This is a genomic window from Billgrantia pellis, from assembly GCF_008297955.1.
GTDB classification, from domain to species: Bacteria; Pseudomonadota; Gammaproteobacteria; order Pseudomonadales; family Halomonadaceae; genus Halomonas; species Halomonas pellis.
Genome location: NZ_VTPY01000005.1, coordinates 173344 through 188632, shown reverse-complemented (window position 1 = coordinate 188632; position 15289 = coordinate 173344). Strand labels below are relative to the sequence as shown.

Here is a 15289-nt window from a genome sequence, read left to right as displayed (position 1 = left end):
GACGAGACAACCCGCTTCCATCCGCTCCATTCAGCTCGCGTGACCCTACGTGACCGACGCGGCTCCTCGCTGCTGGGAGCGCTCTTCCCGCCACAGCCACAGCGCGATGCTCAGTGTCACCGACAATAGCAACCAGGAACCGATGGCCACGCCGAGCCAGCCGCCACGTTGCCAGAACGGCTCCAGCCAGATGCTGCCCAGGCTCGCCCCCACGTAGTAGAACACCAGATAGAGTGCCGAGGCGCTGCCCCGTGCCCTTTGTGCCTGACGACTGACCCAGCTCGACGCCATGGAATGCGCGAGGAAGAAACCCACGGCATTGATGGTAAGCCCCGCGATGATCCAGGCCAGCGAATGCGACAACGTGATCAAGGTGCCGGCCATGAAGATCGCAATGCCGAGTAGCATACAGGCCGGCTGGTTCAGGTAACGCGTCAGCCGCCCGGAAAAGGCCGAACTCAGGGTGCCACCCAAGTAGGTCAGGAAGATCATGCCCAGCCAGCGGGCGCTGAGCCCGAACGGCTCGTCAGCCAGGCGAAAAGTGATGTAGCTGTACTGGTTGATGAAGATGAGAAAATTGATACCGCCGAGCAGGTAGGCCGCCAGCAATAGGGGGTGACGCAAGTGTCCTCCCAGGTCCGACAATGCCGCGCCCAACTCGAAACGGCGCGGGGTGAACTGGCGGGGCGGTGGCAGCAGCTTCCAGAACAACGCCACTCCGACCAGGGTCACGCCTCCCACCGCCAGAAAGCCGATGCTGGCCCCGCCCATTTCGCCGATACTGCCGCCTATCAGGCGGCCCCCGATGCCGCCCAGCGTGTTGGCCCCGATATAGAGCCCCACGGCCGAGAGCAGCGCCCGCCGATCGAACTCATCCCCCATCCAGGCAATGGCCACTGCCGGCAGCCCACCGAGAACGAACCCCTGTACCAACCGCAGTGCCAGCAACGTTTCGTAGTTAGGCGCGCAGGCCAGCGCCAACGAGCACAGTCCCGCCATCAACAGGGTCACGCGCATGATGGCACCACGACCAATGGCGTCCGACAGCGGGCCGAAGACCAGCAGTGCGCCGGCAAGCGACAGGGTGGCGACCGACATGATCAAGCTGATTCCCAGCGTCGAGACTCCATAGGCCTGGCGCAGGTCCGGCAGCAGCGGCTGCGGCGCATAGAGATTGACGAAGACGAGGATGGAACCCAGGCAGAGCGCCAGGGTGGCGCGCCACCAGGCACGCGTATGCAGTGTGATCATTCAAACGACCTGAGCGGGAAAGCTTGCCGCACATGTTCGCCTGCGCTGTATGATAAGCCAAACAGAATAAAGCGATCGCCGTCATCTCTTTTTCTTATGGTACCGTTACATGGCACTTCCTTTTGACCTGCGTGCGCTGCGTGTTTTTCTCTGCGTCGCCGACAGTGGCGGCTTCAGCGCCGCCGCCCGCGAACTTCACGTGGCGCAATCGGCCGTCAGTCAGACCGTCGCCAAGCTGGAGCGTCAGCTCGAACTGTCCTTGTTTCATCGTCATGAACGGCGCATCGGTCTGACGCCCGAAGGCGAGGCACTCTATGCGCACGCGCGCGAACTCATGGAACGTGCCGAAGCCGCCTACTTGGCCATGCGCGAATTGCACGGCCTGGTGAAAGGAGAAGTGCGCATCGGCATCCCGTCGATGCTCGGCTCTTATTACTTCCCCCCGCTGCTGATGGGATTCAAGGCGCAGCATCCCGGCATCCGATTGACCGTGGTGGAAGCCGGCGCGCGCCGTCTGCAGCGCATGATCGCCGACGGTGAGCTGGATCTTGGCGTGGTGATCGACGACACCCAAAGTGAACATATGGAACGACGCCTGCTGATTCGCGAAGAGATGGTGGTCTGCGTACCGCGTTTTCACCCATTCGCCGCGCGGCCCAGCGTCAGCGCCGAAGAGTTCTTTCAGGAGCCGCTGGTGCTGTTCCAAAATGGCTACTTCCATCGCGAGTTCGTCGACACCCTGTCGCGCCGAACCGGCTTCGCCGCCAACGTGGCCTTCCAGTCGAACCTGATCCCGCTGACCAAGGCGATCGTGCGTCAGGGGTTCGGCATCACCACCTTCTTGCGTCGGGTCGTGGACGAGCCGGAGCTGGCTGCCGTCTCCTTCGATACCCCCGCCTGGCTCGACCTGTCGCTGGCCTGGGGCCGGGATGCCTACCTGTCGCGCGCGGAGAGCGCCTTCGTGGCATACGTCATCGCCCACCGCGAAGTCTTATGAGGGTAAACCGTCAGCGCACTGACGCGCCTCGAGCAGCGCGCTTGGTAGGTAAGCGTGATCAGCCTTCATCCATCGTGGTAACGCGCTGCGCCAAGGTAGTGGGTTCCAGGGTGCGGCGAGCCTGCCAGTAGTAGCGCTGCCAGTAGGCATTATCGAGTTCGGAGAGAATGACACCCTGGGAGGTGGAGGCGTGAAGGAAATAGCCATCGCCGACGTAAATGCCCACGTGGTCGTAGGGTCCCGGGGGACGAAAGAAGACCAGGTCGCCGACCTGCAGCTCATCACGAGCGATCGGCGTGCCCTGCTGAACTTGCTCGCCGGTGGAGCGCGGCAGCTCGAGGCGAAAGGTCTCGCTGAACACGTTCTGCACCAGCGCCGAACAGTCGATGCCGCGACGGGTGGTGCCTCCCAGTCGGTAGGGGGTGCCGGCCCAGCGCTCGTGCTGTGCCAGTAGTGCTTCGCGGACCAGTACCGGCGGCGGGTTATGCAAACTGCTGACGCGCGCAATGGGATTGTCCACCGGCGACATCATGGGATCGGAGGACATGCCGGGAAGCTGTCGTGCGAAGTAGTCGTCGGGCGCTTCCAGCGAAGTAGACGAGGTTCCGGCACAGCCGGACAGCAAGGCGAGCAACGTACCCAGCAACGCGATACGACGCGATCCCGTGGCAACCATCTTGCGAGGTACCTCGTTCGTTGAGCCGCATGCCTACTCGGGAGGCGCACTAGCCCTACCTGACATTCCCGAGAGGATCGCTGTGGGAGTGATGCTGACAGCAACGCTGTCCGTACCACTGCCAGAGCGGTCTTGCGGCGACTCGTAACAGGGTGAAGGCTCCGTAACCGGGAGCCGAACTTGAAACAAGCCGACTATAAACCACAACGAAGTTTCATGGCGATGCCTAATGTAGCGTTCTTATGTCACCCGGTAACGTATCGATATGTAGCGGTGCCCAATGCCTTGGCCTGGCGCCCGGAAAATCGAGGCTCGCCCAGGGGCCGGCCAGCGGTGGCGCTCCGGATAGCCAGGCCACCAGGGCCTGGCGGAAACCAGCGAGAAAGGCTTCCCGCTCGGGCGTCTCGCCCATGAAGAACGAGAACCCGGCGTACAGTCCACGTGCGTAGGCTTCCCAGCTGCCGTAGTGCTCGGCAGCCAGGGCATAGGCCCGCTCCAGCACACCGCCGAAGGCCGCGCCGTCCAGCCAGCCGAGCTGGCGTCCGGCAATGGCCAGGTCCACGGCCTGGGCCACGTCCCAGGCGGTCATGTCCAGTTCATTGCAGCCGTCGGTGTTGTCGCGCACGCGCTGCAGGCGCAGCAAGTGGTTGCGATCCTCCTCGCTGCAGTCTCCCGATTCCAGCACGGCGATTTCGGAGCCCAGCCGCTGGCTGTTCAGAGTGTAGGGGGCGTAGTTGATCTGATACTCCTGCCGATCGCCGGCTTCGAGCAGGAAGTCGAGAAATTCGGCCAGCTCGGCGCGCCCGTGCAGGCCATAGTGACCATCAATCCACTCCCGTATGGCGGCCGCCTCGCGCTCGCTCTCCCTGTGCGGCTCGCTCCAGGCGGCGTTGTTGAGCGGTCCGACCAGCGCCATGGCGGTGAAGCGCGATAGAGTGGGGCGTGGCCCCGGCTCCTGCCACTGAGTGCTGTGCCAGTCGAGCCAGTGGAAGGGGCTGCCCGGGTCCTCGAGATGCCAGCGAATCTCGCTGACCAATGAGGGCTGTTCACCCTCGGGCAATAGCGTCTCCCATTGGGCCCAGGCCTCGAGCAGACGGCGTGAATCCGGATAAAAGCGACACAGGGTACCGCGCAGCGCCTCGGCCAGCGCTTGCAGTGCAGCGTCGTCGAAGGCCTCGCTATCCATCGCCATCTGCAAATAAAAGGCGTACTTCTCGGCCATATGGATGGTGGCGGCATGGCGCGAGCCCTGTTTCAGCGCCTCCAGACGTGAGAGATCGTCAGCCTCGGGACGCCCGAACGGCGTATTCGCCGGTGGCAAGGCTCCGTGAGAGGCATCCGCCGCCAGTTGATTGAGATGGTGCGCCTGGGCGGGCAGCCAATAGCGCGTCAGTGCCTCCGCCCCTTCATCGGGATGCAACCCCAGGGTCTCGTCGAGGTAGCGCAGCGCATCCGCGCGTCGCTCGGGCGCCAGGGGAGCGGCCGGTCCCTGGCGCATGCCGAACTCGGGTTCACGCACCGACGCCAGCGCCAATACCCAGTGGCGCGGCGAACGTCGCCAGTCCGCTATAGCCCGGCGCGATGCATCACGCTCCCCGTCGCTCAAGAGCTGCGGCAGCGGAGTACGCCACGGGCTGGCCGGCGACTGCAACAACAACCCCCAGTCGCGCTGCATCTCGCCCAGACGATCGCGCCCTTCGAACAGGCTGCATCCCCGCTGGTAGGCGCGCGCCACCGCGGACCAGTCGCTATAGCGGCGCAGGACCAGATCGGCCCCATGACTGGCAAACGCCTGCGCTTCGGCGGTTTCGAGCCAGCCGGCACAGGCGCCGGCCCATGCCAGGTCAACCAGCCGCAGCCAGTCCCAGGCAGCCCATTCCAGCGGCTCGCCGCGCGCGACGAAAGTGAGCAGCACCTGGCCATATTCACGTTCGGCGCCGGCTAGCCCTGCCAGCCACTCCTGTCGTCCGCGTTCGTCCTCCATCAACAGCCGCGTGGCATCGAGATCCCACCCCTGACGGTGCCCATGGCCGGCCAGCCACAGCAGGCTCTGGATCAGCCCTGTGCGATCGTTGATTTGCCAGTTACTCCCCAGCCATTCATGGACGTCCGGCCAGTCGACCGCGCTTGCCGGCGTGGCCAGCACCGGTGAGAACGCCGCACGCAGCCGCCAGGCATGCGTTTCGGGGGCATCCGGCCATAGCGGCGCGGCCTCACGATGGCTCGCGATCCATTCGGTTAGCGTTTGCCAAGTAATGCCTTCGCCGTCGCGCTCCAGGGCGGCCAAGGCTTCGCACGCTTCATGAAAACCATCGTCGCCACGCACCCAGCCCTCCGCGCTCCGGGCGTGTCGCAACGACTCGAGCCAGGCTTCCAAGCTCGCGTACTGTCGAACGACCTCACCGGTCAGCCGCAGCAGCCAGCTGCGCACACGCAGCTCGGGTAGCCAGCCCGCCGCTCCGGCCAGAGCCAGCAGTTCGAGCGCCGCCAACAGCTTGGCCGAGTTGACCTGCCCGATGCCGAAGGTTTCGACCAGACGCCAGCCCAGCTCGCCGCGATCGGCCACCTCCAGCGCTCGCAGCCTGGCTTGCGCCGCATCGGGCTCGATGGCGATGGGTTCGGGCTCGAAAGCCCAGCCGCACAGCACCAGCTGTTGGGCCCACCAGGCGTAAAGGGGATCGACCAAGTCTCACCTCGACGTTCAAACACGGAAAGGATACGGACTCGCCGTACCTGAGAAATCGGCGCCTAGTGTAGCGGAAAGCGTGGCGTACGCCGATGGCTGGCCGGTGGAAAAAGTCGCACGGCCCAAGGCGAGGAAGCTTGGCGGATCGTTTTAAATAATGCACACTCGGCTGACAAGATAATCAACACCGGAGCCCCCATGCCTCACTCAAGGGATATTCTCGACAAAGCCTACATTGCCGGCCAATGGCATGACGGTGAGCACCATTTCGCCGTTTTCGATCCCGCCACCGGCGAGACCCTGGCCAACGTGCCCGACCTTACCGCGGACGATGCCCGTGCCGCCGTGGCGGCGGCCGAAGCGGCCTGGCCGGCCTGGCGTCGGCAAACCGCCAAGCAGCGCGCCGCTCTGCTGCGCGCGTGGTTCGACGCCATCATGGCCCATCAGGAGACGCTGGCCTGGCTGATGACGCGCGAGCAGGGCAAGCCGCTGGCGGAATCCCGCGGCGAGGTCGCCTACGGGGCGTCGTTCGTGGAGTTCTATGCCGAGGAGGCCAAGCGCATGGCCGGCGAGACGTTGCCGAGCCACGGCGCCGACAAGCGCATCCTGGTGCTGCGCGAGCCCATCGGCGTGGTGGCGGCGATCACGCCTTGGAACTTCCCGCTGGCGATGATCACGCGCAAGTGCGCTCCGGCGCTCGCCGCTGGCTGCCCGGTGGTGATCAAGCCGGCCGAAGCCACCCCGCTCACCGCCCTGGCGCTCGCAAAACTGGCCGAGGACGTGGGCTTCCCTGCCGGTGTGCTCAACGTGGTCACGGCAAGCCGACCAGCGGCGATCGGCGAGGTGCTGACCACCGACCCGCGCGTGCGCAAGGTCTCCTTCACCGGCTCCACCCCGGTGGGCAAGCGCCTGCTTGCACAGTGCGCCGGCACGGTCAAGAAAGCCTCCATGGAACTCGGCGGCAACGCCCCCTTCATCGTCTTCGACGATGCCGACCTGGATGCCGCCGTGGAGGGTGCGGTGGCGTCGAAGTATCGCAATTCGGGTCAGACCTGCGTGTGCACCAACCGCCTGCTGGTACAGGCCGGCGTCTACGATGCCTTCGTCGACAAGTTGGCCGCCCGCGTGGCACAGCTCCGGGTGGGCAACGGTCTCGACGAAGGCGTGATGCAGGGGCCATTGATCAACCCGGCCGCGGTCGACAAGGTGCGTTCGCACATCGCCGACGCGCTGGATAAAGGGGCTCGGCTGGTGTGCGGCGGCGAGCCCCATGCGCTGGGCGGCACCTTTTTCCAGCCCACCGTGCTCGCCGATGTCACCGACGCCATGCGCGTGGCCCGTGAAGAAACCTTCGGCCCGCTGGCGCCGGTGTTCCGCTTCGAGACGGACGACGAGGCCATCGCAATGGCCAACGCCACGGAGTTCGGCCTGGCCGCCTACTTCTACGCGCGCGACTATCGCCGCATCTGGCATGTCATGGAAAGCCTGGAGTATGGCATGGTGGCCATCAACGAAGGGATTCTTTCCACCGAGCTGGCGCCCTTCGGCGGTGTCAAGGAATCCGGCCTCGGTCGTGAGGGATCGCATCACGGCCTGGATGAATTCACTGAACTAAAATACGTCTGTGTCGGCGGCCTGTGATCGCCCGCAACGTCATTGCATGGAGGTATCGATGAATAATGCACAGCTCAACGAACTCAAGCAGCGCTACGTGGCCAACGGTGCCGCCAGCCCCGCCACCCAATTCGCCGACCGCGCCGAGAACGCCCTCGTCTGGGACGCCGATGGCAACCGCATCATCGACTTCGCCGGCGGCATCGGCGTGCTCAATATCGGTCATCGCCATCCCAAGGTGGTGGAAGCCGTCAAGGCCCAGCTCGACCGTGTCATGCACACCTGCCAGACCGTGATGCCTTACGAGGGCTACGTGAAGGTGGCCGCGAAACTGAGCCAGATCACTCCCGTGCGCGGCCACGCCAAGGTGATGCTGGCCAATTCCGGCGCCGAGGCCTTGGAAAACGCGGTAAAGATCGCCCGGGCCGCCACCGGCAAGAACAACGTGATCTGCTTCGACGGCGGTTACCACGGCCGGACCTTCATGACCATGGCCATGAACGGGAAAGTCGCGCCCTATGCCACCGACTTCGGCAGTATGCCGGGCAACGTCTTCCGCGCCCCCTACCCGGTGCCCTACCATGGCGTCAGCGAGGACGAGGCGCTGCGCGGCCTCAAGATGGCCATCAAGACCGATGCCAATCCGCGCGACACCGCAGCCATCGTGCTCGAGCCGGTACTCGGTGAAGGTGGCTTCTACCCCGCTCCCGCCAGCTTCCTCAAGGCAATCCGGGAAATCTGCGACGAGCATGGCATGCTGATGATCATCGACGAGGTGCAGTCCGGCTTCGGCCGCACCGGCAAGATGTTCGCCATCGAGCACAGCGGCGTCGAACCGGACATCATCACCATGGCCAAGAGCATGGCCGACGGCATGCCGATCTCCGCCGTGGTGGGCACCGACAGGCATATGGACGCCTCCGGTCCCAACTCATTGGGCGGCACCTATACCGGCAGCCCGGTGTCCTGCGCGGCGACGCTCGCCGTGCTCGAGGTCTTCGAGCAGGAGAACATCCTCGAGAAGAGCCAGGCGCTCGGCGACAAGCTGGCCAAGCGCTTCGGCCAGTGGCAACAGGAGTTCGACTGCGTGGACAACGGCCGCAACCTGGGCGCCATGGCCGCGATCGACCTGGTTTCCGATAGGGCCCACCACACGCCGGATGCCGATCTGGCAGGCGCGCTGTGCAAGAAGGCCCGCGAGAAGGGGCTGATCCTGCTCTCCTGCGGTCTCTACGGCAATACCATCCGCTTCCTGATGCCGGTCACCATTGAGGACGATATCCTCGAGGAGGGCCTCGACATCGTCGAGACCTCGCTCAAGGAACTGGTCGGCACCAAGGCCACCGCCTGACATACGTCCACTGAAGGCGCCTGCCGCCGCTGGCAGGCGCTTCCAAGGATAGCCATCATGAGCGAAGACGCCGTCTCGTCGAGCGCAATAGGCTATCAGGCAGGGACATCATTGGCTTTCGGGTCTCGCGCCCACACCCGATGCTTGATCATGGCATCGCGCAGCAGGGTGAAGACATCGTCCACCGTGGCGTCGAGCAGGATACCCTCCTCGCCGGTAGGCACAGCCGCTGCGTCCAGCAGCGCCCTGCCTTCGCCCACGGCGGCAATTGCCTTGAGATGCTTGTAGGCCTCCTGTACGTAGTAGCGCCCCTGCCCTGACTGGGCCAGTGCATTCACGCTTTCGCTCCCACCCGGTACGATCACCGCATCCATCACCACCGACGGCATGCCGTTGAGCATGGCGTCGGGAACCACGCTCTTGCCGTCCGCCGCTTTCACCGGCGCCATGCTGGGCGCAATCACCATACCCCGGGCCCCTTCGGCCTCGAGTTTCTTCTTGATCGCCTCGACCTGGCCGGCATCGACACCGTCGGCGACCAGGATGGCCACCTTGCGATACTTGATGTCGCCGGGCAGTCGCGCCATCAGGCTCAATGCCGGCGAATCCAGCTGCGAGCTCTTGCCCAGTTCCTCGGGCGCCGCCGGTTTTTGCATCGGCACTTCTATGCCGTGGTTCTCGCCCACGCGACGCGCCAGCTCGAGATCGATATTGGGCAGTATCTCCTTGATCACGCGCTCGCGGATCCAGGGACGCTGCACCTTGGACAGCTCGAACGTGTAGGCGGCAATGATGTGTTCCCTCTCCACGTCGGTCTGGCTGTTCCAGAACAGCGTCGCCTGCGAGTAATGATCGCCGAACGAAGGGCTGCGGGCGCGGACCTTACGCGCATCGATACGCTCGTGGTAGGTCTCGAAACCGCCGTTCTCGGGCGCCGCCGGCGTCTCGGTGGGCCAGCCCCCATCGATGGAGTTGGGCTCGTAGGAGGCCTGCCCCTTGTTGATGGTCTGGCGGTGCATGGAGTCGCGCTGGTTGTTGTGCACCGGACACACCGGCTGGTTGATGGGAAGCTCGTTGAAGTTGGGACCGCCCAGGCGCAGCATCTGGGTGTCGAGATAGGAGAACAGCCGCCCCTGCAGCAACGGATCGTTGGTGAAGTCGATGCCCGGAACCACGTGGGCGGGATTGAAGGCGACCTGCTCGGTCTCGGCGAAGAAATTATCCGGGTTGCGGTTGAGCACCATCTTGCCGATGGGAGTGACGGGCACCTGCTCCTCGGGGATGATCTTGGTCGGGTCGAGCAGGTCGAAATCGAACTTGTGCTCGTCCTCCTCCTCGACGACCTGAATGCCAAATTCGTATTCGAGGTAGTCGCCGTTCTCGATGTCCTCCCACATCATGCGGCGATTGAAGTCGGGATCACGCCCCCAAAGCTTTTGCGCCTCGTCCCAGATCAGCGAGCAGGTGCCGGCCAGCGGCTTCCAGTGGAACTTCACGAAGCGAGACTTGCCCTGCTTGTCGATCAAGCGGAAGGTATGCACGCCGAACCCTTCCATGTTGCGATAATGCCGGGGAAAGGCGCGGTCGGACATGGTCCACAGCACCATGTGGGTCGACTCCGGCATCAGCGAGACGAAATCCCAGAAGGTGTCGTGGGCCGATTGGCCCTGAGGTATCTCGTTGTGCGGTTCGGGTTTCACCGCATGGACGAAGTCGGGGAACTTGATCGCATCCTGGATGAAGAAAACCGGCATGTTGTTGGCCACCAGGTCCCAGTTGCCCTCATCGGTGTAGAACTTGGTGGCGAAGCCGCGTACGTCGCGCACGGTATCGTTGGAGCCGCGCGAGCCCTGTACCGTAGAGAAACGCACGAACACCGGCGTCTTCTTGCCGGCGTCCTGAAACAGACCCGCCTTGGAGTACTGGGCGGCGTTGTCGTAGGGCTGGAAATAGCCATGAGCCGCCGCGCCTCGGGCATGCACGATGCGTTCGGGAATGCGCTCGTTGTCGAAGTGATTGAGCTTCTCGCGGAAGATGAAATCCTCGAGAAGCGTCGCCCCCCGTTCGCCGGCTTTCAGCGAGTTGTGGTTGTCGGCGATCCGCGTGCCATGGTTGGTGCGCAGATCATGCCCCTTGGCGTCACTGCGATATTTTTCCAAGTGCTCCGACTTGCTGTGTTCGGTGGTCTTGAAGTTCGTATCGTTCGGCTTGCCGCTGTTGGGTGTCGTGTGGGGGTTGTTAGCCATGATCGCATTCCTTTTGACCGGTGCGTTTCCTCCTCGCCCCTCCGCTGGTAGGAAAACCGACGGAGGCGCCGGTGTGCGCTTCGCCTGAAAGGTAGTTCCACCCACACGGTGTGCCAATCAACCCACGCTATGGGTACAAAAGAAAACATTTATCGCGTTTTACTTCATTTAGCCGCGAACGATACTCGAGTGGCGAAGCGGGGCGGCACTGGCCACCTCAATCGAGCTTGGTGAACAAGGGACCCTGACATGAAGAAGACGACGACCGGACTTGCCGTCGCCCTTTGCCTGTCGGCCACATCGCTGGCCCAGGCCTACGATGGTCGCATGACGCTGGGAGCGGTAGCCGGTACCACCGGGCTGGGCGCGGACCTGGCCTGGCGCTTCAACGAACGCTTCGGCATTTCTGCCCGTTACACTGGCGGGATTGAACGGGAAATCGACTACAGCACCAATGACGTCAACTACGACGGCGACGTCAGCTTGGCGGGCGGCAAGCTGACACTCGACTACTATCCCTTCGCGAGCGGCTTTTTTCTGAGCGCGGGCCTGATGCTGCCCGATATCGACGCCGATATCGTGGGCCGCCCGCGGAAGGCGGCCTACGAGTTCAATGGCCAGGAATACCCCACCGATGCGCTTGGCACCCTACATGGCAAGGCGACCCTGGTTGACGGCGTGCGGCCCTACGCCGGCCTGGGCTGGCGCCAGGCGCATCGCAGCGGCTTCGGCGTCTTTGCCGAAATTGGTGTCATTCCCACCGATCCGGACGTTTCGCTGAGAACTTCGATCGGGTATGAAGACACGAACCTGCCAGGGTCGGCACAGCTGCGCGAGGAAATCCGCCAGGAAGAGGAGCGACTCAAGGACGAGGCCGAGAAATGGCCGGTGTACCCCGTTGCGGTACTGGGCGTGAGCTACACGTTCTAGCGAACCGCCCGCTCCCGCGAAACGACTCGGCCCGGGTGTAGCCCCGGGCCGAGTGGTAACACGAGCGTAGCTGGCTACGTCTTGCGAACCTTGGCGATGATCCACAGCAGGACCACCGCCCCCACCGTCGCCGTGACCAGCGAGCCGATGAAGCCCCCGGCCTCAAGTCCCAGCAGACTGAACATGAAGCCACCGAGCACGGCCCCCACGATGCCGACGCCGATATTCCCGAGAATGCCGAAACCGCCGCCGCGCATGATGTTGCCGGCAATCCAGCCGGCCAGGCCACCGATGATCAGCCAGGCGATAAGTCCCATATCGTTACTCCTTTCCTTGTGGTCGATACCGTCATTCGAGACAGCTTCGATGATGCCTCAGCGCGTGCATGAGAAAAAGGGTAGCTCAGAATGACGAGCCGGGCTGCTCGAGGAAAGCCAACTCGTCGGCCGTGGATGCCCGGCCGAGAATCGCGTTTCGGTGCGGGTAGCGACCGAAGCGCAGCAGAATGTCCCGGTGCAGGCGCTCGAAGCGCAGGTTTTCCTCCAGCCCCGGCTGATCGAACAACCGCAGTGCCTCGTCGTGAACCTTGAGCGACTCGCTGTGCATGTAAGGCATGTAGAAGAAGCAGCGCCAGGGCACTTCGAACTCACGGTCAATGTCCAGGGCCACGGCCTCCTGAGCCAGCGCCAACGCCATCGGATCCTGAGCGAACGCTCGCGGGTCGTCGCGATAGAGATTGCGCGAGAACTGGTCGAGCACCAGGATCTCGGCCAGCCGACCCCGCGGCGTGTCGCGCCACTGCCACAGTTCACCGGCAGCTGCCGCCGCGTGCAGCGCACCGAAGCGATGTCGAATGCGCGCATCGAGCTCGGCATCCTTGCGAAACCAGTGGACGGGCTCGAGCTCGTCGAACCAGAAGGCAATCACCTCATCGTGGCTGGGCAAGTTCCCGTTCATGTCGTGTCCTCGTCGTTTACGCTCCTGATATCATGGACTTGGGCTGCGATATTTTCACCCTCGGTTGCCACGGGAGACACCATGACGCCCATGCTCGGCATGTTCACCTTCGTCTTCAACCTCGTCGGGCTGGTCCTCTGCCTGGCCGGCCTGACCCTTGCCCAGCGCCGGAAGACGCGTCAGCAAGAGCGCTGGCCGGGCTACGCCCTAGCCGGGTTCGGTTTCCTCGTTGCCACCGTCCCGATCTGGGCGCAATGGCTGCTGGCCGGATGAAACGATGCGCCGTGATGTCCTGAACGGTGGGGTATCTGTCATTGCGGACATCTCGAGTTCGGTGGAGACTGGCGTGACAACTCATTGCAGGGCTCGTCATGTCGCGCACCGTCGTCATCCTCGCCTACCCGGACTGCCAGCTACTGGATGTCAGCGGTCCCTGGCAGGTCTTCGCCTCGGCCAACGATCTCAGCGGCAGCGCTCTCTATCGCCTGCACCTGGCCGCCGATGCGCCAGGCAGCGTAGCGACCAATGGTGGCCTGCCGCTACTGGCCGATTCGACCTGGAGCGAACTCTCGACGCTTGGCCCGCTTGATACGCTGCTCGTCGCCGGGGGGCGCGGCGTCGCGCTCCAGCGTCAGCGCGCGGAGCTGCTCGCGGCCCTGCGCACCCAGGCCGGTCAAGTTCGTCGCTTGGGGTCGATCTGTACCGGCGCCTTTCTGCTCGCCGCGGCCGGCCTGCTGGACGGTCGCCAAGCGACGACCCACTGGCGACACTGCGCCCAGTTAGCCAGCGACTACCCCAGGATTCGCGTGGTGCCGGATGCGCTTTACGTCGAGTCGGACGGGCACTTCACCAGTGCCGGGGTTACCGCCGGCATCGACCTGGCCCTGTCGCTGCTCGAAGCGGACCACGGCAGCGCCCTGGCCGGCCAAGTCGCTCGTGAGCTGGTGCTGTTCCTGCGCCGCCCCGGTGGACAATCCCAGTTCAGTGAAGTGCTGCGCAGCCAAGACCGGGCCCAGGGTGCGCTGCGAAAACTGCTCGACCGGATTCACGCCGACCCTGCCGCCCCGCACCGGGTGGAAACGCTGGCCGATTCGCTCGGCGTCACGCCACGCCACCTGTCGCGACTGTTTCGTCACCACCTCGATACCACGCCAGGTGCTTACTTGACCCGGCTGCGCCTGGAGCAGGCCCGCCTGGCGCTAATCGCCAGCCGTCAGCCGCCCCCATTGGAACGCTTGGCCCGGCAGTGGCGGCTGGGTGGCGCCGAGCAGCTGCGGCGCCTGTTCCAGCGCCACTACGGCATTTCCCCTACTCTGTATTACCAACGCTTCGGTCCACGCAGCGAGCCGATGCCTTCCCCCGGTGAACGAGTCCCTCCAGGAGCCCACCATGCCTCTTAGCGTCACGCTGTTATCCCTGTGCCAGGCGCTGCTGGTCAGCGGCAATATCTTGCTGATTGCGGTCTCGCCGTTGATCGGCGCCCGCCTGGCCCCCGATCCGGCGTGGTCCACCGCCCCGGTCGCCACCCAGTGGCTGGGATTGATGTGTGCCACCATTCCCGCCTCGCTGATCATGGCGCGCCTGGGACGTAAGCGGGGCTTCGTGCTGGGCAACCTGCTGGGACTCGTCGGCGTGGCGGTCGCGGCCCAGGCGCTGGTCGCCGAGGCCTTTCTGCTCTTTATGCTGGGCACTTGGTTGATCGGCATCGGCATTGGATTCGGCCAGCTCTACCGCTTCGCCGCGGTGGAGGCCGCGCCTCATGCCTTGCGCGATCGCGCCATCGGGCTGGTCATGGGCGGTGGCGTGCTGGCCGCCTTCTTCGGCCCGTGGCTGGCCCGTATCAGCCGAGAAGCGGCCGCCACGCCCTTTCTCGGCAGCTTCCTCGGCCTGGGAGCACTCTACCTGGTGGCGCTGGCGGTGTTACTGACGGTTCGCCTACCGCCCCCCACAGCGACCCATGGCAAGGGCCAGCCGCGGGCACTGGGCGAGATCATGCGACAGCCGGTATTCCTGGTCGCGGTACTCTCGGCATTGATCGGCTACGGGGTCATGAACCTGGCGATGACCGCCACACCGCTGGCCATGGCCGGGGCCGGCCATCACTTCGATCATGTGGCGACCACGATCCAGTGGCATGTGCTGGCGATGTTCCTGCCCTCGTTCGTCACCGGCCATCTGACCTCCCGCTTCGGTGCACCGCGAATGATCGCGCTCGGCTGTCTGCTACTGGCGGCGAGCGGCCTGATGTCGCAGGTCGAAGCCGGCGTTGCCGGTTTCCATATTGCGCTGATCCTGCTCGGGCTGGGCTGGAACTTCACTTTTCTGCCCGCAACCGGCTTGCTCACGGAAGCCTACCGGCCGGAAGAGAAGGCCCGCACCCAGGCTGCCAATGAGTTTCTGGTCTTCTCCACCGTGGCCGTCACTGCGCTGCTCGCCGGGCCGCTGGAGAACCTGCTCGGCTGGTCGCTGCTCAATGCCTTGCTGGTGCCACTGGCGCTGGTACCGATCGCCCTGCTCGCCTGGCAACGCCTTGCCAGACGCGGCCAAGACCCTCACATTAGCGGCTGACACTGCTGTGAAG

General features: G+C 64.4%; 13 protein-coding genes. 7 read left to right on the top strand and 6 right to left on the bottom strand.

Annotated features, from left to right (window positions below):
• Positions 1-45 precede the first annotated feature (45 nt).
• Positions 46-1251 (bottom strand): MFS transporter, encoded by a 1206-nt coding sequence (locus F0A17_RS14100; RefSeq protein WP_149328990.1) that lies wholly within the window; start codon positions 1249-1251, stop codon positions 46-48.
• Positions 1252-1360: 109 nt separating this feature from the next.
• Between F0A17_RS14100 and F0A17_RS14095 the strand changes: the two genes are divergently transcribed.
• The gene (locus tag F0A17_RS14095) at positions 1361-2248 is read left to right on the top strand and encodes a LysR family transcriptional regulator (protein ID WP_149328989.1); all 888 of its coding nucleotides are present in this window, start codon (positions 1361-1363) and stop codon (positions 2246-2248) included.
• A 58-nt stretch (positions 2249-2306) separates the two neighbouring features.
• On the opposite strand, the gene F0A17_RS14090 is transcribed toward F0A17_RS14095, so the two are convergent.
• Together F0A17_RS14090 and F0A17_RS14085 are read right to left on the bottom strand one after the other, a co-directional pair.
• On the bottom strand, positions 2307-2837 hold the full coding sequence (locus F0A17_RS14090) for a C40 family peptidase (protein ID WP_149329234.1): 531 nt from the start codon (positions 2835-2837) through the stop codon (positions 2307-2309).
• Positions 2838-3150: 313 nt separating this feature from the next.
• Positions 3151-5610 carry a DUF1266 domain-containing protein gene (locus F0A17_RS14085; RefSeq protein WP_149328988.1) on the bottom strand — a complete coding sequence of 820 codons (2460 nt, stop codon included), beginning with the start codon at positions 5608-5610 and terminating at the stop codon, positions 3151-3153.
• 198 nt (positions 5611-5808) lie between these two features.
• On the opposite strand from F0A17_RS14085, the gene F0A17_RS14080 reads away from it, so the two are divergent.
• On the top strand, positions 5809-7251 hold the full coding sequence (locus tag F0A17_RS14080; protein WP_149328987.1) for an NAD-dependent succinate-semialdehyde dehydrogenase: 1443 nt from the start codon (positions 5809-5811) through the stop codon (positions 7249-7251).
• A 31-nt stretch (positions 7252-7282) separates the two neighbouring features.
• The gene (gene gabT, locus F0A17_RS14075) at positions 7283-8575 is read left to right on the top strand and encodes a 4-aminobutyrate--2-oxoglutarate transaminase (RefSeq protein WP_149328986.1); all 1293 of its coding nucleotides are present in this window, start codon (positions 7283-7285) and stop codon (positions 8573-8575) included.
• A 95-nt stretch (positions 8576-8670) separates the two neighbouring features.
• Here gabT and katE read toward each other — a convergent pair whose 3' ends face one another.
• Entirely contained in the window at positions 8671-10821 is a 2151-nt protein-coding gene (katE, locus tag F0A17_RS14070; RefSeq protein ID WP_149328985.1) for a catalase HPII, read from the bottom strand.
• Between the two features lie 249 nt (positions 10822-11070).
• Here katE and F0A17_RS14065 point away from each other — a divergent pair, with 249 nt between their 5' ends.
• Positions 11071-11751 (top strand): hypothetical protein, encoded by a 681-nt coding sequence (locus tag F0A17_RS14065; protein ID WP_149328984.1) that lies wholly within the window; start codon positions 11071-11073, stop codon positions 11749-11751.
• A gap of 74 nt (positions 11752-11825) precedes the next feature.
• Here the strand turns inward: F0A17_RS14065 and F0A17_RS14060 are convergent, their stop codons facing one another.
• Both F0A17_RS14060 and F0A17_RS14055 read right to left on the bottom strand, forming a co-directional pair.
• Entirely contained in the window at positions 11826-12068 is a 243-nt protein-coding gene (locus F0A17_RS14060; RefSeq protein ID WP_149328983.1) for a GlsB/YeaQ/YmgE family stress response membrane protein, read from the bottom strand.
• 85 nt (positions 12069-12153) lie between these two features.
• Positions 12154-12708 carry a DUF924 family protein gene (locus F0A17_RS14055; protein ID WP_149328982.1) on the bottom strand — a complete coding sequence of 185 codons (555 nt, stop codon included), beginning with the start codon at positions 12706-12708 and terminating at the stop codon, positions 12154-12156.
• 81 nt (positions 12709-12789) lie between these two features.
• Here F0A17_RS14055 and F0A17_RS14050 point away from each other — a divergent pair, with 81 nt between their 5' ends.
• From F0A17_RS14050 to F0A17_RS14040, 3 genes are all read left to right on the top strand, one after another.
• A complete protein-coding gene (locus tag F0A17_RS14050) occupies positions 12790-12981 on the top strand; it encodes a hypothetical protein (protein WP_149328981.1) in 192 nt (63 codons plus the stop codon).
• Positions 12982-13079: 98 nt separating this feature from the next.
• Positions 13080-14108, top strand: a complete 1029-nt coding sequence (locus F0A17_RS14045) for a GlxA family transcriptional regulator (protein ID WP_149328980.1) — start codon at positions 13080-13082, stop codon at positions 14106-14108.
• On the top strand, positions 14098-15276 hold the full coding sequence (locus tag F0A17_RS14040) for an MFS transporter (RefSeq protein ID WP_149328979.1): 1179 nt from the start codon (positions 14098-14100) through the stop codon (positions 15274-15276). The genes F0A17_RS14045 and F0A17_RS14040 overlap by 11 nt, the downstream gene beginning before the upstream one ends.
• Positions 15277-15289: the final 13 nt, after the last annotated feature.